Origin of the sequence: Kosakonia sp. MUSA4 (assembly GCF_013085925.1) — a bacterium.
Taxonomy (GTDB): domain Bacteria; phylum Pseudomonadota; class Gammaproteobacteria; order Enterobacterales; family Enterobacteriaceae; genus Kosakonia; species Kosakonia sacchari_B.
Genome location: NZ_CP025697.1, coordinates 932,148 through 951,082, shown reverse-complemented (window position 1 = coordinate 951,082; position 18,935 = coordinate 932,148). Strand labels below are relative to the sequence as shown.

Annotated in this window: 18 protein-coding genes; 2 read left to right on the top strand and 16 right to left on the bottom strand. The window is 53.3% G+C overall.

Annotated features, from left to right (window positions below):
• Positions 1–42: 42 nt before the first annotated feature.
• From C0557_RS04450 to C0557_RS04420, 7 genes are all read right to left on the bottom strand, one after another.
• Positions 43–1,011 (bottom strand): helix-turn-helix domain-containing GNAT family N-acetyltransferase, encoded by a 969-nt coding sequence (locus C0557_RS04450; protein WP_208662786.1) that lies wholly within the window; start codon positions 1,009–1,011, stop codon positions 43–45.
• 172 nt (positions 1,012–1,183) lie between these two features.
• Positions 1,184–1,819, bottom strand: coding sequence for a carbonic anhydrase (locus tag C0557_RS04445; RefSeq protein WP_007373397.1), 636 nt, complete (start codon positions 1,817–1,819; stop codon positions 1,184–1,186).
• Between the two features lie 116 nt (positions 1,820–1,935).
• A complete protein-coding gene (locus tag C0557_RS04440; protein ID WP_208657633.1) occupies positions 1,936–2,895 on the bottom strand; it encodes a DUF523 and DUF1722 domain-containing protein in 960 nt (319 codons plus the stop codon).
• A 153-nt stretch (positions 2,896–3,048) separates the two neighbouring features.
• Positions 3,049–3,774: a MerR family transcriptional regulator gene (locus C0557_RS04435; RefSeq protein WP_208657632.1), complete on the bottom strand. Its 726-nt coding sequence runs from the start codon at positions 3,772–3,774 to the stop codon at positions 3,049–3,051.
• 319 nt (positions 3,775–4,093) lie between these two features.
• Positions 4,094–7,195, bottom strand: coding sequence for an efflux RND transporter permease subunit (locus C0557_RS04430; protein ID WP_208657631.1), 3,102 nt, complete (start codon positions 7,193–7,195; stop codon positions 4,094–4,096).
• Positions 7,192–8,301 carry an efflux RND transporter periplasmic adaptor subunit gene (locus tag C0557_RS04425; RefSeq protein ID WP_208657630.1) on the bottom strand — a complete coding sequence of 370 codons (1,110 nt, stop codon included), beginning with the start codon at positions 8,299–8,301 and terminating at the stop codon, positions 7,192–7,194. Before C0557_RS04425 ends, C0557_RS04430 begins: the two co-directional genes overlap by 4 nt.
• A 74-nt stretch (positions 8,302–8,375) precedes the next feature.
• A complete protein-coding gene (locus C0557_RS04420; RefSeq protein ID WP_208657629.1) occupies positions 8,376–8,990 on the bottom strand; it encodes a TetR/AcrR family transcriptional regulator in 615 nt (204 codons plus the stop codon).
• Positions 8,991–9,079: 89 nt separating this feature from the next.
• Between C0557_RS04420 and C0557_RS04415 the strand changes: the two genes are divergently transcribed.
• Both C0557_RS04415 and C0557_RS04410 read left to right on the top strand, forming a co-directional pair.
• Positions 9,080–10,546 carry an efflux transporter outer membrane subunit gene (locus tag C0557_RS04415; protein ID WP_208657628.1) on the top strand — a complete coding sequence of 489 codons (1,467 nt, stop codon included), beginning with the start codon at positions 9,080–9,082 and terminating at the stop codon, positions 10,544–10,546.
• A gap of 58 nt (positions 10,547–10,604) precedes the next feature.
• Positions 10,605–11,066 (top strand): hypothetical protein, encoded by a 462-nt coding sequence (locus C0557_RS04410; RefSeq protein ID WP_208657627.1) that lies wholly within the window; start codon positions 10,605–10,607, stop codon positions 11,064–11,066.
• A 139-nt stretch (positions 11,067–11,205) separates the two neighbouring features.
• Here the strand turns inward: C0557_RS04410 and C0557_RS04405 are convergent, their stop codons facing one another.
• The 9 genes from C0557_RS04405 to C0557_RS04365 form a co-directional block, all read right to left on the bottom strand.
• Complete coding sequence (locus tag C0557_RS04405) at positions 11,206–12,096, bottom strand: oxidoreductase (RefSeq protein ID WP_208657626.1); 891 nt, start codon at positions 12,094–12,096, stop codon at positions 11,206–11,208.
• A gap of 137 nt (positions 12,097–12,233) precedes the next feature.
• Positions 12,234–13,139 (bottom strand): transcriptional regulator GcvA, encoded by a 906-nt coding sequence (gene gcvA, locus C0557_RS04400; protein ID WP_208657625.1) that lies wholly within the window; start codon positions 13,137–13,139, stop codon positions 12,234–12,236.
• A 187-nt stretch (positions 13,140–13,326) separates the two neighbouring features.
• On the bottom strand, positions 13,327–13,836 hold the full coding sequence (locus C0557_RS04395; RefSeq protein WP_208657624.1) for a DUF6622 family protein: 510 nt from the start codon (positions 13,834–13,836) through the stop codon (positions 13,327–13,329).
• Between the two features lies 1 nt (position 13,837).
• Positions 13,838–14,236 (bottom strand): hypothetical protein, encoded by a 399-nt coding sequence (locus C0557_RS04390; RefSeq protein WP_253073781.1) that lies wholly within the window; start codon positions 14,234–14,236, stop codon positions 13,838–13,840.
• 143 nt (positions 14,237–14,379) lie between these two features.
• Positions 14,380–15,180 (bottom strand): beta-hydroxyacyl-ACP dehydratase, encoded by an 801-nt coding sequence (locus tag C0557_RS04385; RefSeq protein ID WP_208657622.1) that lies wholly within the window; start codon positions 15,178–15,180, stop codon positions 14,380–14,382.
• Entirely contained in the window at positions 15,171–16,244 is a 1,074-nt protein-coding gene (locus C0557_RS04380; protein ID WP_208657621.1) for a citrate/2-methylcitrate synthase, read from the bottom strand. The genes C0557_RS04385 and C0557_RS04380 overlap by 10 nt, the downstream gene beginning before the upstream one ends.
• A 3-nt stretch (positions 16,245–16,247) precedes the next feature.
• On the bottom strand, positions 16,248–17,057 hold the full coding sequence (locus C0557_RS04375; RefSeq protein ID WP_208657620.1) for a class I SAM-dependent methyltransferase: 810 nt from the start codon (positions 17,055–17,057) through the stop codon (positions 16,248–16,250).
• Positions 17,057–18,265 carry an AMP-binding protein gene (locus C0557_RS04370; protein ID WP_208657619.1) on the bottom strand — a complete coding sequence of 403 codons (1,209 nt, stop codon included), beginning with the start codon at positions 18,263–18,265 and terminating at the stop codon, positions 17,057–17,059. Before C0557_RS04370 ends, C0557_RS04375 begins: the two co-directional genes overlap by 1 nt.
• Before the next feature lie 6 nt (positions 18,266–18,271).
• Positions 18,272–18,934 (bottom strand): class I SAM-dependent methyltransferase, encoded by a 663-nt coding sequence (locus C0557_RS04365; protein WP_208657618.1) that lies wholly within the window; start codon positions 18,932–18,934, stop codon positions 18,272–18,274.
• Position 18,935 lies beyond the last annotated feature (1 nt).

The following is an 18,935-nucleotide window of genomic DNA, read 5'->3' as shown; positions in this document are numbered from 1 at the left end:
GTTGCGATGTACTGTGTGAGAGGCGCCTTCGGGCGCTTTTTTTTATGTCCGCGAAGGCGAACCCGCATGGCTGTAACGGGTGAATTGTTGCTCCAGCATCGGGCGTCCCCACTGATCGCCCTGCCACTCTTTGCTGAGTGTAAAGCCCCAGGATTCATACAGGCGGCGGGCCGCATGCAATCCGCTGAATGTCCATAGCTGTACCGCGTCGAACTGTTGCTCGTCGCAAAATGCCATCGCGCGGGCCAGCAGTTCTCGCCCGACGCCGCTGCCCCGGCACTCCTCATCAAGAATAAACCAGCGCAGATGCGCCTCGTTATTTCCCAGATCCTCACCGTCAATAGCAACCGATCCCACAATGCGCCCGTGGCGAACGGCGAGCCAGATGCCGTTACGCGGATTGTCCAGCCGCCCGGCAAACTCCGCCAGCCCGGCCGCGACTTTTGCTTCAAAAAAATAGCCAAAATCATAGTGCTGCGAATAATAGCTGGCATGCATTTCGCTGATCCGGCCAATCATCCCAGGCAGATAACCGCTGACAATTTCCGGTTTTGCACCGCCCAGTTGCGCCGCCCCGTTGCGGCAGCTTTCCAGCGCAAAAGCGTAAGCGGATAAGCCACGGGCGACCGCTTCACGTTGCGCATCGCTCAGATGCTCCATCGCCTCACGCACGCGCATCGCGCCGTAGCGGTTAATGCGGGCAACGCTCTCTTTCCCTTTTGCAGTCAATTGCAGTGTCTTAAAGCGCGCATCGTCAGTGGCCTGAACTTCCTGTAACTCTCCCGCTTTAATCAGCCTCGCCAGCATGCGGCTGACGCTGGATTTTTCCAGCCCCAGAATAGTGACCAGCTGCGCGGCGGTGATGGCGCCGTGATGTTCAACTTCCAGCAAGGTATGCACGGCGGAGGGCGAGTAATCCGTGGCGGCAAGCGTCGTATTCATAAAACCGAGCTCACGAACCATCAGCCGGGAGGCGACACGAATGTCGTTAATCAGGTTGGGCGCTGTCATCATCTTTCCGCGTACAGGATAATTAGTTGTACTATACAACCACCTGTTGTGCATCCTGTCAATGCAACAGACTGACGCTCACGGAAAAGCGCCGTCACCGCGCATAAAAAAAGGCTGCCAGGCAGCCTTTACGCATTTATCGGGGCTGACGCTTCAGCCACGCGATAAAGTTTTATTCAAAATAAACCGTCGGATTTTCGGCCAGCGAAACGTATTTCTTGCTGTTTTTATCCAGCGTACGGATCTCGCCGCTTTCAATATCGTAAACCCACCCGTGCAAACGCAGCGCGTTGTCACGAAGCCCGACGGCCACAGAAGGATGCGTTTTGATATTGTTCAGTTGCGCAATCACGTTCTCTTCGACCATCGCATTGACTTTGTCGGTCTCGTTTTCGAAAGTTCTCTTCTCAACAACGGCTCTTGCTGCATCTGAATAGTGCAGCCAGTGGGCCACCGCAGGCATTGGCTCCAGGCTCTGCGCGGTAGCGATCGCTTTCATCGCGCCGCAGTTGGAGTGACCACAAATCACGATATCCGTCACGCCCAGCGCCACAACCGCATATTCGATTGTCGCGGATACACCGCCCGGCTCCGGTCCGAACGACGGCACAATATTACCGGCATTGCGGATAACGAAAAGCTGACCCGGTTCCTGTTGCGTCACCAGCTCCGGCACCAGACGGCTATCTGAGCAGGAAATAAACAATGCTTTCGGGTTCTGGCTGGAGGCCAGGCTACGGAAAAGCTCTTTACGTTGTGGGAAAATTTCTTTCTGGAAGCTGAGAAAGCCTTCAATGATATGTTGCATAGCACGTTCTCTTTTTTTCGGTCTTCATTTCGGTTTGAGAAAAACCTCACGCCAAAAGTCCCGCATCTTGACGCAAATTGCAATAGTTCTCTGTCTGCATCTCTTTTTGCGTCCCGTCAGTTCACGGCGAGACGCAGGCCAAGATTGGCGGGATAAGGCGCGAAATAGCTCTGTGTTTGCAGATAACTGTCTGGATATTCCGCCAGATAGTGTTGCAGCAATGTTAATGGCGCAAGGAGCGGCAATAACCCAAGCCGGTAGTTGGTGATCACCGACAGCAGCTCGGCACGCTGCCGGCTGGTGAGGTGCCGGGTAAAATAGCCCTGAATATGCATCAGCACGTTGGTGTGATTCTTGCGCGAAGCGACATGCTTAAGGAGCGCCATAAACTGCTCGCGGTAAGCGACAAAGAAAGCGTCCAGATCCTTCCACTCGCCGAGCCGGGCAACAAAGGGCCCGATTTTGCGATAACCCGCCTGATGATGAGCCAGCAACTGAAGTTTGTAGCGGCTGTGAAACGCCAGCAGATTGCTGCGGGTTAACCCCTCTTCACGCAGCGCATTCAGCTCATGCAGCGCGAAGATCCGCTCGACAAAGTTTTCGCACAACTGCGGATCGTGCAAGCGCCCGTCCTCTTCGACCGGCAGCCACGGGTATTTTTTCAGCAGCGCCGCGGTAAACAGCCCAATGCCCGCTTTACGCCCGCGATGGCCCTGCTCGTCATACAGCCGTACGCGTTCCATTCCACAACTGGGCGATTTCGCGCAGACAATAAAGCCGGAAAAGTTACTGACGGAAGGCAAAAACCGTTCGGCGAAAGCAGCCATTTTAGCCGTCACATCTTCCTGCGGATCGTGACTAAAACGCATGCGGGTGTCGCCATCGCTAGTCTGGATCAGGCGCAGCGCCGGACGAGGAACCGGCAGGCCGATGGCCATCTCCGGGCAGACAGGCTTAAAGGTGACCCACTGCGCCAGTTCATCCATGACAAACCCCATGCGTTTATGTCCACCGTCGAAGCGCACTGCGGAGCCGGTCAGACAGCCGCTAATCCCAATTGTGGGTTGATGGTTCATAAATGCCCCCTGCGCTTAACGGGTATAGAAAGACCTACCTTAAAAGTTACACAACAGAGGATGTTTGTCTAAGTTTTAAAGATAAAATTTGTTAATGAATAAGCATTACAAATAGTTATGAGTCAGCAAAAAATTAAGCTAACGGGAACGTTTTTAAAGAGTGATAACGTCGAGGGAGACAACCTGCTGCCACTGTAAAATCTGTTTTTTGCGCGCGGCGGTGAGTTTTCCACTGGTCACCAGCAGCCATTTGCGCTGCGGGAAAATCTCTGGCGCCAGCATTGCCGGAGGAGACGGAAGAATATCAATACGTTGCCCCTGCCCGGTGCGCAATAACGCTTCAAGCCAGATTTCACAGGGATCGTTAAGGTGCCAGCCGGTGAGCAGGTAGTTTTCGCCGGGCGCTTTTTTATCCCCTTCCAGACAAAACGCCGTATAGGAAATAATGATGCCATCGAGAATTTCCCGCAGGGTCATCATCGCCGCGACATTGGCCGACACCTGGCCGCGCAGCGGGCGCAGCACTTCGCGCACCAGCTCCCCCCTTGGATATTCACGGCCTGAGTTATAAATGAGCTGACGCAGGGATTCGATTTTGCCCTCTTTCAGATGCTGAAGCATCGTCTGCTGAAGCGTCAGCCAGTTATTCGCGTGACGGCTACCCGGACGCGCCAGCAGTGGCTTCACCTGGCTGACAGGCACGCCTTTTTTTACCCAGTCGAGTATTTTAAGCGCCTGCTGCACATCGTTATCGTTGTACAACCTGTGCCCGCCTTCCGTGCGCAGCGGCTTGAGCAGACCATAACGGCGCTGCCATGCACGCAGCGTCGTGGCGGGGATCCCGCAAAGCCTGGCAAATTCGCCGATCGAGTAGGACATGGGTTGCGCCTGATGAAAGAGGATAACGTTCAATATATCACGGATATTTCCCTGTTGAATGAAGCACCTGCCCGTTAGCCGGAGCGCCGTAATCACGTCCAGGTTGCTATTGGGCTACTCCAAAGGATAGCACTGCGTCCAGTTGTAACTGATGCGGCCCAGTTTCAGGCGACCAGCGACGTCACCATCATCACGCCTGCCGAACGAGGAAGCACTGCGGTAAGGGGTTAATCATCCGGCATTCAGTCAGCAATAATTTTAGTACAGCGGCATGCGTTGCTGGTATCGCAACGCATGCCGGGCCAGCACAGAATTAGGATTATTCAGTTTGTTTTACTGCATGTTCCACCGGTGGGGTTGCTGAAGCAGGGACTTTTATCCGGTACCAGATAGCGTACATCGCGGGCAAAAATACCAATGTAATAATCGTTCCACCGAATGTCCCGCCGATCAGCGTATAAGCCAGTGTGCCCCAGAATATTGAGTGCGTCAGTGGGATAAACGCCAGAATGGCTGCCAGCGCCGTGAGCAGTACCGGCCGGGCGCGCTGTACGGTTGCCTCAACAACCGCCGGGAGCGGCGCAAGCCCTTCCTGTTGGTTGTGATGGATCTGACCGATAAGGATTAACGTGTTGCGCATGAGAATTCCCGAAAGCGCTATCAAACCCACCAGCGCATTGATACCAAAAGGTTTATCAAACAGCAGCAGCGTTGGCACGACCCCAATCAATCCCAGAGGCGCGGTCATAAAGACCATCACCATTGCCGACATAGAACGCACCTGGAGGATAATGATCAGCAGTGTCATGGCTATCATGATAGGAAATAAAGGTGCCATCGCTTTGGTGGCCTTTCCTGACTCCTCAATGGAACCCGCCATCTCAATACGGTATCCATCCGGCAGCGTCGTCATGATCGGCTGAAGTTGCTTCATCATCGCCATTGAAACATCCGGCGGCTGAAGGGATTCGGCGATATCGCCCCGCACGGTAATGGTTGGCGTACGATCGCGACGGCGCAGGACAGGATCTTCCATTCGTACCTCAACCGTCCCGATCTGCGACAGCGGAACGCGCTGCCCGGCCGATCCGACTAAGGTAAAGTCGCCTATTCTTGCCGGATCAAGACGAATATTCCCCGCCGCGCGCGCCATCACCTGTACCGAACGAATATCTTCACGCACCTGGGTGACTGGCACGCCCGAAAGCAGGAACTGAAGCTGTTGCGCCACGCTGCCTGATGTCAATCCCACCGCTTGCAGGCGGTTTTGATCAAGCGTGAAATGCAGCGCAGGCACGCGCGTTCCCCAGTCGGTATTGACGGTTCTCATCAACGGGCTGGCCTGCATCACCGTTTTCACTTTGTCGGCAATGTCGCGCAGTCTGGCAGGATCCGGCCCCATCACGCGGAATGCCACCGGATACGGCGAATAGGGGCCAAACACCAGCTGCGTGACGCGAACGCGCGCTTCGGGCGCAAGCCCATCAGCCACCGCTTCGCGAAGCCGGTGCTTGAGCGCCTCGCGCGCTTCCTCGCTGTCGGTGAGCACAACAATTTTCGCAAATGAAGGATCGGGCAGTTCCGGCGCCATCGCCAGATAAAAGCGTGGCGATCCCTGCCCTACGTACGCGGTGACGATTTTGGCTTCTTGTTGTGTCTTGAGCCAGTTTTCGATTTTTGCCGCCGAGGCGCTGGTCTGCTCAATGGCGCTACCGTAAGGCAGTTGTATTTCCACCAATACTTCGGGGCGATCGGAGGTGGGGAAAAATTGTTTTTTAACCAGCCCCATCCCCAGAATGGCGATGATAAAAAGCGCAATAACCGAGCCAGCGGCGAGCCATTTCCGCGCGATAACACGGGTCAGGAATGCACGAAAACGGTTGTAGCGGCGGGTGTTGTAGATGGCGGTGTGGCCCCCTTCAACCGTTTTGATGTCTGGCAGCATTTTCACCCCAAGGTAAGGCGTAAACACCACCGCCACCACCCAGGAAGCAATCAATGCAATTCCCACAATCCAGAACATATTGCTGGTGTATTCGCCCGCCGTGGATTGCGCAAACCCGTTGGGCATAAAGCCAACGGCCGTTACCAGTGTACCGGCCAGCATTGGCGCAGCGGTGTGGCTCCAGGCATAGGCTGAGGCTTTGATCCGGTCGTATCCCTCCTCCATTTTCACCACCATCATTTCGATGGCAATGATGGCATCATCCACCAGCAGCCCCAGCGCCAGGATGAGCGATCCCAGAGTTATTCGGTCAAAATTCTTGCCCGTGGCTTCCATCACCACAAAAACGGCAGCCAATGTTAAAGGTACGGCAGCGGCAACCACGACACCGACGCGCCAGCCCATACTGAGAAAGCAGACCAACATCACCACCAGCAACGCGACGAAAAATTTGATCATGAATTCGTCTACTGCCGAGCTGATATTGACGGACTGATCGGTCACTTTGCTAAAAGTCATACCGAGCGGCATCTGCGCATTAATATTGGCCGCCTCCGCATCCAACGCCTTACCCAGCTCCAGACCGTTCCAGCCCTCACGCATCACGATCCCCAGCAGCAATGCCGGTTCCCCCTGATTGCGCACCAGGAACGTGGCCGGATCTTCGTAACCGCGCTCCACCGTCGCCACATCGGAGAGTTGCAATGTTCTGCCCTGAGCGACAACGGGCGTGTTGCGGATTTTCTCCAGATCGTCGAAAGCGCCATCAAGACGGATAAAAACCTGCGGCCCCCGGGCGTCTATCGAACCGGCAGGCGTCAGCACGTTCTGGTTGTTCAGGGCAGAAAAAATGTCCTGCGGAGAAATGCCCAGCGTTGCCAGCCGATCGTGGGAGAACGAGACAAATATCCGCTCTGTCTGTTCGCCGATAATATTGACCTTTTTAACGCCGGGAACATGCAATAAACGCTGGCGTAATGACTCGGCATCACGCACCAGCAGGCGCTGCGGCTCGCCCTTTGCCTTCAGGGCAAAGAGCGCAAACGTGACATCGGAGAACTCATCGTTGATCATCGGGCCGATCACGCCTGCGGGCAGGTTTTTTGTCTCATCACCCAGCTTTTTACGCGCCTGGTAAAACTCCTCCTGAACCTGGGAAGGCGGCGTTCCATCCTGTAACGAGAGCGTGGTAAAAGCCAGCCCTGGCCGTGTGTAGGTCTCGCTACGGTCATACCACTTAAGCTCCTGCAAACGCTTTTCCAGCGGTTCGGCCACCTGGTCCTGCATCTCCTGCGCCGTGGCACCAGGCCAGGCTGAAATGATGGTCATCTGTTTGACGGTAAACGGGGGATCTTCGGCGCGCCCCAGTCCAAGGAACGAGAGAATACCGGCAACGGTAATCAACAGGATAAGAAACAGTGTGATTGAACGCTCGCGCACCGCGAGCGCCGAAAGGTTAAACCGTGGCGTGCTCATGGCTGACTCCCGGCGACACTGGCATCGTTCTGCTTAGCCAGCCGGACGGCCTCACCGTCATGCAGCAGATGCGCCCCCAGCGCCACGACCTGCTCGCCAGGCTTAAGGCTACCGGTCACGCTTGCCGCATCATCCCCCAGACTCATCACCTGCACGGGTTGCCATGTCACTTTGGCGGGCTTACCTGAAATTCGCCAGACACCCGGCCCTTTACCGGCATCATAAATCGCCGCCAGTGGCACCTGGAGTAACGGATGGGACACATTCTCTTCGCCAATATGGAGCGTAACGGTGGCGCCGAGCGGAGCGTTCGCCAGAGCGCCCTCAAGGATGTATCGCGCCTCAAATGTACGCGTCAGCGGATCGGCGGCATCTGACAGCAAGCGTAGTTTTGCCGTCACGGCTCCGCTTTCATTACCGTACAGCGTCGCCCTCGCTTCGCTTCCAGGTGCCGGGCGCAACGTTTCCGGCAACTGGACAATCGCCTCGCGCTGCCCGGCTCTGGCCAGCCTGACCACCGGCTCTCCGGCACTGACCACCTGGCCGGGTTCGGCCAGCGTTTCCATGACCACGCCATCGGCGTCAGCCACCAGTAACGCATAGCTCATCGCGTTTTGCGCCACGCTGGCCTGCGCCTGAGCGGCACTCAATTCCGCCTTCGCCGTCGCCGCAGCCGCTTTTATCTGATCGTAAGCCGAAGCAGAGACCGCGCCTGCCGCAACCAGCCCCCGATAACGCGCCTCATCATCGGCCGTCTGCCTGGCGCGCGCCTGCGCTGCCGCAACGGATTGCTGCTGGGCCTGCGCCTGGAGATGGAGATCGATGGGGTCCAGACGCATTAACGGCTGCCCTTTTTTGACGGTCTGGCCGGTATCAACGAGACGTTCAAGGATCTTGCCAGACACCCGGAAGCCCGTAGCGCTTTGAATGCGTGCCACGACAGTACCGGTAAAGGCACGAGAGGAATCGGCGGCGCCCACCACCGTTACAGACCTCACCAAAGGTGGCTGGCTACGGGGATCGTCGACGCTGGAAGCGTCGCCGCAGGCGACAAGCGCAAACGGCAACAGGCAAAAAGCAAAGGTGGCAAGTGTGGGCCTGAGCATGGGTTCCCTTATTTATTTAACAGAGCAGGAACCTCATTCTCAAACTAGTGACCAATATTGTCAATAGTCACAATCTATGGCGACAGGCTTCGCAATATCAGTGACGCCAGCAATACAGCAGCCGTCGGGGCCGTTTCCAGATTATATTGCAGCTCAACCGGGCTGATATACGGGAGCATGACCAGATAAATCGCATGCGCGGCCTCGTCCAACGGCGTTTTTCTTTCAAATTCCCCCGCCTGACGCCCTTCAACAAGGATCGTTTCAATCAGTTGTCGCAGGTGCTGCTTGTAGGCCATGACTGACGGCCAGTTATCGCGCGCGGCCACAGCGGCAATGTCGTATAGCTTGCGATCGCAAAAAAATAAATCGCTGCCAGCTTCCGTTAACGTTTTGAGTAAACGCCGTATTTTTTCAGAAGCGGTCGGCGCATCGGCGATTGCCGCATTGACAATGTCCATGATCATCGCCAGCCGGTTAGCACAGATAACTTCGCCAATAGCCTGCTTGGAGTCGAAAAATTTATAGATGTACGCCTTAGAGAAACCGATCGCTTTCGCCAGATCGGACACCGTGGTTTTCTCATAGCCAAAATGGCTGAAGTGCTCTGTGGCCGCTTCAACGACCTGATCGCGGACATTGTGATCCGTCGGGCCTCGTGAAGGGGTGGTGTTCATATCTTTAGTCATTTTTTCAGCTTAGCTCAATGCGCCCGGATTGACAACGAGTGACCATTTGGTAATGTAGTCACAACCTTATTTCGCCTCAAGGATTCACCATGTTTCCCCAACGTACTCTTGCTCTGGTTGTGAGTACCTGCATTCTGGCGGGCTGCGCCGTTGGACCGGATTACCATCGTCCTGCCGCCCCGCTGGCGGAGCGCTACCAGGCTCAGCCAGCGCAACAGCAGCGAAATACATCTGCCCCCGTCAGTTTCCCCACCTGGTGGAAGGGTTTCGGGGATCCTCTCTTGAGTCAGTTGGTTTCAGACGCGCTCGCACAAAATCTCGATCTTGCCCAAGCATCCGCCAGAATGACACAGGCTCGCGCCGGGCTCGGAACAGCAACAGCGGCGCTACTCCCCTCGGGAAATATCAGCGGGCAAGCCGCTCGCGCGTATCAATCGGTCGAAACCCCGCTGGGACAGGTTCTCAACTCGACGCCGGATTATAATCGCTACGGTAATTCATATGAAACCGATCTCAACGCAAGCTGGGAGATCGACCTGTTCGGCGGGCTGCGCCGCGCGCGTCAGGCTGCGCTGGCGGATTATCAAGCCTCTGAGGCGGGCGTCGCCGCGACGCGCCTTGCCGTGGCGGCGCAAACGGCCGATATCTATATTACGTTGCGCGGGTTACAGGCCCGGCTGGCCATTGCAACGAATCAGGTCAATACGCAGCAACAACTGCTGGAAAAGGTACAACTGCTCCACAGCAAAGGGTTAGCGCCTGAATATCAGGTACACCAGACCGAAGGTGCGCTGGCGCAGGTTGAGGCTACCGTTCCGGTTTTGCAGAACGGCATTGATGCCGCGATGAATGCGCTGGATGTGATGCTCGGTACTCCGCCGGGCACGCACCGGGCACAACTCTCTTCGCCCGCTGCAATCCCGCAAACACCGCAGATCGCCTCAATGGGGACTCCGGCGGACCTGCTACGCCGCAGGCCCGATATCATCGTGGCGGAGCGCCACCTGGCCGCATCAAGCGCCCGCATCGGCGTGGCGGTCAGCGAGTATTATCCAAAATTTTCACTCAACGCCCTGCTCGGCAGCGCAACAACAGTCTCCAGCGGGAATCTGTTCACTGCGGGGGCCAGCCAGTCGGCTGGCCTGCTGGGTTTACGCTGGCGGCTTTTTGATTTTGGCCGTATCAACGCGCAGATAGAACAGGCGAAAGGCCAGCAGTCGGAAGCGCTTGCCGCTTACCGGTTGTCGGTATTACGCGCAACCGAAGATGTTGAAAATGCGTTCTCCGCGCTGATCAACCGGGAAACGCAGACAGCGACGCTGACGACGGGCGAAACCGCGCTGGCCAGCGCGCGTCAGGCTTCCTTTGTCGCTTTTCAGCAAGGGGCCGCCAGCCTGATTGATGTTCTGCATAACGATGAAAATCTTCTTCAGGCATCCGATGCAAGGGCGCAGGCGCAGACAGCCTCTGCACGCGCAGCCGTGGCCGCTTTCACGGCGCTGGGTGGCGGCTGGCAACCCGCGTCAGATGACGGAACGGCCCAGCAATCCGGTTAAAAAGCGGCTGTTCTGGCGTCGTGAAAAAATTCTGTGCGCTGAATGAGGAGGGGGAATAGTGAAACGAATCGGCATTCTGGGTATCACTGATCTGACCGAAATCTTTTTAGCCGGGTTATTCCGGCTTGCGCCTGACGCCCATGTTTTTCTCTGCGCCGATAGCCTTCATCGCGCAGAGGATCTGGCAAGGCAATTTCCCTGCTGGATCCTTGATAACGATCGGGCGGTCATCGACGAAGCCGATCTGATTGTTGTCAGTTCAGCGGCCCGCGCCGCAGAGCACCACCAGCAAGCCGCAACATACCGGCCTTCACAAACCGTGGTGTATGTACAGACGGAGAGTGAAGCGAGCCAGGTAACCCTCGCTTTACTGACCGCCACGCCGTCTATGGCCTTTTCCGCTGTGCAAATCGATGATCTCCTTTTTCTTCTTCACGCATTCTTACCTGCAATCAAAACAGCAAATTCCATCGAGCTTAGTTATCGAACGTCGCCTTGTCCTGCATTGCGCCAGCCATAGCGCTGTTATTTATCCATTATGCTGATATCCGCGCTCGACAACGGCAAAATGACCGCGCCGGTCTTGTCCTGGCTGGGCTTTATCGCGTATTCATGGCCTTACCGATCGGCAACTCATTATCATAGAGGCCGAAAACACATTAACCCGGCCCCTCGCTCCCGGCCGCCAGCAGCGGAACCAGCACATCGCTGATGGGGACGGGGATGCCCTGCGCATGACCATAACGCTGTATTACGCCGTTGCGAATATCCCACTCCATGGGGCGATTAGCCTGCCGATCGGCCAGAATCGAGGTGCCTAAATCCGCAGGCGCGCGTTGAAAACCCTCTACTATCTCTTGCGGAACGTTATCGTGCAGTACCGCGCCCTGCGCACGCGCAACCGTCAGGCATTCGCGCAGGTAAGCCAGCGCCAGTGCCGTGACATCACCGCGAGAAAACATTCCGGCGCGGCGATTAGCCAGCACCATCAGACCTGCAACGGCATTTTGCAGCAGCTTGCGCCAGGCAATCGACGTAAAATCGGACGACAGTTCAACCGCACAGCGAGTGCCGCTGAGCGCCTCAGCCACCCGCTTTGCCTGCGGCACATCCGGCAGCGTAAGACGTGGTTTGACGCGCAGCCACACTGAAGCATCTGGCTCACGCTGCGCCGGAAACCAGACGACAGAAGGCAGTATGCTGGCACCGTTAACACGGCTTTCCAGCTGATTTTTCTGCTCAACGCCGTTTTGCAGCGCGCACACCACGGTGTTTTCATCGCACAGTACGGCCAGCCAGTCAGCACAGTCAGCGACCTGGGTCGTTTTCACCGCCACCAACACCAGATCGACAGGATGCTCGATCGCAGCCGGATTGTTCAACACCGGCCCCGGCACAACAATTTCCCCCTCATCATGGCGCAGAACTAACTGTGAGTGAGCAGTGCGCCCGCACAGTAACGGCGTGCGATCAACTTCATGCAGTACCGCAGCGATAGTCGTACCGATCGCGCCAGGGCCGATAAGCGCGATGGAAGGATAGTCAGACATCTTGAGCCCTCCTGGTTGATTGAATCATCAGCGTGCCTATTGCGCGCTCTCGCGGTCAGCACAGAGCGATGCTAAACAGCGCCCCCACGGATGAAAAGTGAAGTGTCATCATCGCGCCATGAGTAAATACTCATGCTTTAACGATAACTGCGCTGCGCCTGCTGAGATTCGGCCAGCAACCAGCTGCGGAATTTCACAATATGGGGCTGGGTTTCCGTTCCCAGAGGGCAGACGAAGTAATAGGCGGCCGGAGAAGGAAAAGGGATAGCAAAGAGCCGGACCAGAGAGCCATCGCCAATCTCTTTTTCAACGTGCCCGCTACGCGCCAGGGCAATCCCCTGCCCAAGTAGCGCAGCTTCAATCGTCATATTGGTATCGGCAAAGCGGACGCTCTCGTGCAGCACATCGGTGTTGACGCCAACCCGCTTAAACCAGGCGTCCCATTTCGGGACCAGATCGGCACCATCACGCGTCAGTAGCGGATAGCGCAACAGTTCAGCAGGCTCATCCGGCGTGCCAAACCGCTGTAAAAGCGCCGGGCTGGCTACCGGAAAGAGCTGCTCGCGAAACATAAATTCCGTGTGCAGCGCCGGATAGTTACCGTGGCCGAAACGGATCGCCACATCCGCATCGGTGCTGGCGAAGTGAATGGCTTTATCCGTACTTTCCAGGCTGACCAGGATCTCCGGGTGCAACCGCGCTAACCCCGGCAGCCGTGGAAGTAGCCACTTTAGCGCAAAGGAGTAAGTGGTATTGACGCGCAATCGCACCCGGCCTTTTTGTTCACGCAGATCGCTAAGGGTGGTTTCCAGTTTGCTAAAAAATTCACGTACCAGAGGAGCGAGCGCGGCGCCAGCGGGGGTCAGTCTGAGGGGTTTACCGCGCTGAAAAAGTTGCAGTCCCCAGAGTTCTTCAAGGTTTTTTAACTGATGGCTGACTGCGCTTTGTGTAATACACAGCTCTTCTGCGGCGGAAGTAAACGTCGTGTGGCGGGTTGCCACTTCGAATGCACGCAGCGTGGCAGTAGGAGGAAGGTCACGCATCTTTCTGTTCCCTGTAATGAGCTAATACTCATAACACAATAGGCTCGATTGATTACCAGGGAAACGGTGCCGCAGAGAAAACACGCTCAGAAACGCTCCTCAGCCTGGGAGCGTTCTGCATATTCTCCCGCGTATGCGCTTATCGGCGGCCCGGAGGCCAGGCAGCAATACGCAGGCGCCAATGTATTCAGATGCCTTTCTCGGCCTGGCGGGGCGTAAAATATAAATTTAGTGTTCCGCCCCAAAACACACCGTCGATGATCCCACTTAACAGACCAAACATAAGATTAAAATTAAACGCGTATTTCAAATCCGGTTCGACATTGAGAAAAAAAATCAACGCGAATTTGGTGGCAAAAGCAATAATGATAAATATCAGGGTCAACGGCGTACCCGGACGAATAATTAAATCCGTTCCCTCTTTGATTTTTAAACGCGGACCGGCGCGCCAGAGCAACCAGCCCACGCTGCCGCCAATAAGTAGCCCCGCCAGCATGGATACCATCCCCCAGTGCGGGAACGCCAGCTCATTAATCACGCCGCTTCCGCCCCAAAAAAGGAAGATTAACGGCAAAAGAAAAAGCCGTTTAACTTCCATTTCCCGGTCATTCAATGCATTTATTCCCCTCGCAATGAGAAAAACAAGTAAAATCCAGACCCATACAGGAGTTCCGGTCAAAATATTTAATAATGACATATTATGCACCATGGTGTTTGACGCGATAAAAATATCGCATGATGTTAGGAAGATATTTAGAAAAAAGAATACCAACACAGACCAGGCCAATAGTTGCCAGGCGAAGCTGGGGAGTCCACGCAAAAAATGCATTGAGCAGACCATTGGCAAGAAAGATGATCGTCCAAATCCATGTAATATATTTATTGATAAGGTAAAACATAATATGCCTGCGTTTTTCCTCAGAAACACCGGCGCTGGCATAAAAAATGGTAAAGGGTTTCCTGACCAGCAGACTCACAAACGAGACGAACGCGAGTGACAGATAACAAAAGCTTGTTGGGTAATTCAGTAACAGCGTAGACCAGCCGACAAAGTAATTAATAAACAGGATGATAACCGTCAGAATATTGGTAATCATCACTGGCTCTCCCTGCCGGACAATTTTAATGTTCACCACAATAATAAACAGTAAGATCACACTTAAGATCAGTGACCTTTCAAAGATGGTTAACACGTTTTCGTTTACCACCCATGAGTAAATACTCCACGGAATAAAGGAAATTATAATATTGAACATATCGCATCATCCTTTCTATATTTAATAGAAAACTTGCCACACGTGCACCGTTTTTTAGTTTCTGAATGAATATAAAAAACACCGCTCGAATCACACTCCGCATCTCGTTTAATGGCCAGCAGATAGGCATTCCCCGGATAAACCGCTTCAATGAATTTGACTTTTTCCAGCGCAACAGAAACGATATTTTCCGCCGTCTCGCACGACACTAATGCGAGCACCATGTCAATTAACAATGAACCGGGACATACAGCCCGGGAGGGAAAGTGCTCCTGAAAAAGCGGATGATGCGCGTTAAAGGAAAAAGGATAAGCATCTCCGGTTAAAGGAGAAACTGTATATAAATCACCGGGGAATGATGGCGAGGCATTGTCTGATGCCGATTCAGGTAAATAGACCTTGCTGACAATGATAATAGCCTGCGCAATAACAGCACGGTGATTATCGCGGGAAGTGGCCTTACAGTGAATACGGTAAGCATCATTAATAAGTTCAATATGCCCTTCAACGCGTAACAGATCGCTATCAAAATTGGCGGCAGAGTTAAACTGTTCCACCATCACCGGAAGATAGCGCCAGGTTGGATCGGTATTTTTCGCCACCGCAGTGGCGAAGCGAACGGCAAATTGATGCAAGGCTTCGAGTAACAAACCCGGTTTCAGGTAGTTATGCGCTAAATCCCAGTGGGAAATATTGATTTGCCCGCAAGCAGCCGTCGATTTCGTTAAGGTGATGCCCTGACATATCCCCAAGAAATTTGGCTCGATGCGATGACTTATAGCCATGATTGGGGAACCTTTTTATATTTTTCTCTTAAATCCTCTGAGGACAAACCAAAGGAGTGAGCGCTAAACCGCGCTTGATAGTGCGCGAGAAGTATCGGCATCCGACAGACAAAAAAGGCCAGCAGCCCCAGCTCAGGCGCAACCCGGTGCGCGCTCATGACGCTGGCAATTAAAAAATCGACATTGGGTTGCAGGCCGGTGTTGTCCGAAATGGCGCGGGCAAGCGCACTGAAGGGCCGCATCGACGTCTGAAAGCGTGAAAAGAAGAAATCAACCCGGACATCATTGCGCATGATCGGATGTCCAAACCCCGGCCAGGGCTTGTCCTTGCAGTAATGGTTTACCGCAGCATCAATATTCCCTTTTTCAACATCATCAATGACGCTGGACAGTCTCATGATCGCATATTTACAGGCGCCCATATGTGCAGGCCCGGTGGCACAAAACCCACCGATTAATGCAGAAATAACATCGCTCTTGGTACTGGCAATAAACCTCACCGTGGTGGTCGTGGGCGTCACAATACCAAACCCGCCCAACAGCAGAGACATAAACCGGCAACGCGCCTCATCCTCCAGGCCGGAAGACGCCGCCTTCCCGGTTAACGCTAACCAAAAATAGTGTTCAAAGGATTTGCAATTTTCGATCGCCGGTAAATCAAAAAATGGCTCAGAGGAACGCGCCAGCGAAATAATCCACGGCATAAGCAAGATAATTTTCAGACAGTCGCCATCATTTACCGGTGCCATAACCTTACACTGCGCCGCCGACACCTCAACTTGCGACAATAACATCATAAATCTCTGCATTAAGGTCAGTGATGGCAATGCGTTGATCAGTTGATGCATCGCTTTAATTTTGGATACAGGGTCCGTTTGTTTCAGTTCGGTATTGGCGCTCTGAATAAGCCGATCCATCTGTTCTTCATTAACAAGGCTACCGGTCAGTGCAAACCAGGCGTTCTGCAAATAACGGTTTGCATCGGCAATCTCGATCAAATTGCATCCACGAATAAACAACACGTTATTATCTAAATCATAATTATCGATAACATCATCCGACATGATTTACTCCTGTTGCTCTGGCGATAGGCGGTAAAGCCTGATGTTGACATTATTGAGCGTGGTTTTGGCGATAAGCTGCTCAGCCATTTCATCAGCATTCAGATACCCTGACTCATACAGAAAGTTAGGTTCCCGCTCTATCACATCGACCGTTTTGGTGATCGTTTTTTTAATGGCAGCGTAGAGGTTTTTCTTATTCATAATGGAGGAGGACAAAATGATGACATCCATATCCTTATAATCAAACGCTTCTCCCGGCTGACATAAAAAGTGAACGCGATGTGCCTCCACGTCTTTAGGTATACGCCAGCAATCGAAAACATTTTGCGCCTGCGCTACCGCATCCTGAATAATATCCAGCGCGGTGATTTGACATGCTGAATATTTTGCCCACATCAGCACGCTGGTTGGCATCGGCCCGCAACCTACATGACAAATATTCGCCGCGTCACTGCGGATAAGCGCCCTTTCTGCGTTGTAGAGTTGGCGATAAAAATCGATAAACTTATTTCTGTTATTGCTGACACTCTCGAGTTCAGATTGCGGGATCGCCAGGCGCCTGGACATCATCCCTGACATCTGCTCTTCATATTTCATTTCATAGTCGAGCGCTTTACGATCCAGTTCCGCAAGAAGATCCTTGTGGGTATTAATGAAGGTATTAAAAACGGCGGCGTTCTCTCTGCGCGCAGCAGAAAATTGCGTACTGATATGCTGTAGCCTGTCGTAAAAATCCATAGAAAAGAGTGAATGCTCATCAATCGGATGCGAATTCACTAACACAATTTCATGAAGTAAGTTATCAAGTTGCATTAGCATGACTCCCTTGTGTCGCAAACCAGCAGACATTTCCCTCTGGGTGAAAAAAGCAAAGCGTTATGCTCAACAACGGTGAGATTGATACGCCCCCGGTTTTTCATATAGGCTTCATAAATATCCGGCAAATGACAGATTTCATCCTCCAGTTCGGACAAATCAACGCCATGAGATAATCCGCAGCAGATTTTAATATCCATAATTTCTTGTCTCTCAGCGGATAACGACAAGACGATTTGAACAATCGCCTCGGGCAATCGTTGATTAATCATTCTGGCTATTTTTTCATGGCTAATCAGATTGCCCATGAAATTAAAATCTATAGCGTTGCGTTTAATACCCTGAAAATAGAGTTGATTATTTTCAACGGATAATTTGCCCCTATCCCCCACCGGATATCTGACAAGTTTACGCGAGGCATCCGGGTCCAGCGACGTAACCAATAGCCCCTTTTTATCTTCATATTCAAAGAAAAAATCATCGCTGAACAGCAGATACTTATTATGATGCCCCTCGACAGACATCCCAATGAAACCGCACTCCGACAGGCCGTACAAACCGATTATCCGCAGGTCGCCGCCCAGCATCTCGCGCAAATACTTTTCATGTGCGGCCAACATCGGTTCACCGGTAAAAACCACTTTTTTAATTGCCAGCGGAACCCCAAGCCGGATCATGGTTTCCACAAACTGAACGAGAGTGGCCGGCACACCAAACAGCGTCGAGAGCTGAATGTCGGCCAGAAAATCGAAATGACTCTTCCGCAGCAATGCAATATCGCCGACCGGCACCACATGCGCGCGACAATGTTTTAAAATTTCACACGCCGAATAGTGTAAGGATGAAAACAGGTTAATCGTAAAGAGGTTGCCAACGACGTCGCCGGCGGAAAAAACCTGCCGCGACCGCAGGTTATGAATTAAGTTGTGCTCCGATGCGCTGACCGCGTCCTTACTGGATTTTAAACGGACGCTGATCATTTTCATCGCCCCGGTGGTGCCGCTTGTGGCACCAAGCAGCATCGGTATTTGCTCAGCCGCTGGGTCCCGTTGTGTCAAAGAACCACTGTCGCCAGTGGTTGAATAAACGTGGGAACTCATCCTGACTGAATCACGGAAGGCCGCATAATCGAATGCCTGGCATCCGGTGATTGCCGTAATCCGCGGTTGCATTTTTGCATACATCTCAGCGCAGCAATAATCCATGATGACTCAGGCCTTTTTAATGAAAATTTCACAGCCCAGGGCAGCAAGACCTTCTCCGCGCGTCACGGTCCAGCTTATCCCGTCAAGATCGCAGCAGTGCATAAGAGCGGTAAGACTCGCCAGCGTGAATTTTTCTTCCGTGGACATATCCGTCACACCACACTCGCTACGTGATTGATTAAAAACACCCAGTGCGCTTTCTTCTGCATCGGCCAGCGGTTCGTGGATAATAATGCGACCGCCGCTATCCAGAACACGACACAGCTCCTGCAACCCTTTTGCAGGTTCAGCCCAGTGATGAATGACGGAGCGGGCATAGATCATTGAAAATGAATTATCGGGAAACGGTAAACTACTGACGCTGGCTTCAACAATGTTGAATGCATGCTGGCATTTCAGCTCGCTACATTTTTTAACGCAAAAACGCACCATGCGCGGATCAATATCAACCCCATAAAAGGAGTAATCAGTGAGTTTTTGCGACTGGAACAGGTCGAAAAGCATGTGGCCGGTTCCCATACCAATATCGAGAATCTTTTTCCTCGGCGAAGTAATACTGGCTGCTTCTTCCAGAATCCTTTCTTTTAAATACGCATTCCACGGTGATGTGCCTTCTGTCGCGTAAGTTTCATAGTGTTCAGGTGTGATATCTACCAGCAAATCGTTCATA